Origin of the sequence: Pseudescherichia sp. AS216 (assembly GCF_037152055.1) — a bacterium.
In the GTDB taxonomy this organism is placed as follows: domain Bacteria; phylum Pseudomonadota; class Gammaproteobacteria; order Enterobacterales; family Enterobacteriaceae; genus Pseudescherichia.
Genome location: NZ_JBBCMV010000044.1, coordinates 1 through 228, shown reverse-complemented (window position 1 = coordinate 228; position 228 = coordinate 1). Strand labels below are relative to the sequence as shown.

The 228-nt window shown below is 65.8% G+C and carries 1 protein-coding gene; it reads left to right on the top strand.

Annotation, left to right across the window (positions count from 1 at the left end; translation table 11 throughout):
• Window positions 1–228, top strand: a 228-nt coding sequence (locus tag WFN61_RS20840) for an RHS repeat domain-containing protein (RefSeq protein WP_337039154.1), incomplete at both ends; no start/stop codon positions are given.

The window sequence follows — 228 nt, the reverse complement described above, 5'->3', positions numbered from 1 at the left end:
ACGATCGTTTCGGGCAGCTTGTCCGCAGCGAGGATGCCGAAGGTCACATCACCCGCCGGGAATGGAACGCGGCCGGGCAGCTCAGCGGCGTTATTCACCCCGACGGCAGCCGCGAATCGCTGATATGGAACAGACGCGGACAGCTCACGGGCTGGCGCGATCCGCTGGAGAGCGAGGTGCGCCAGGCGTATAACGTCCTGGGCCTGCCCGTCAGCTTCACCGACCGTA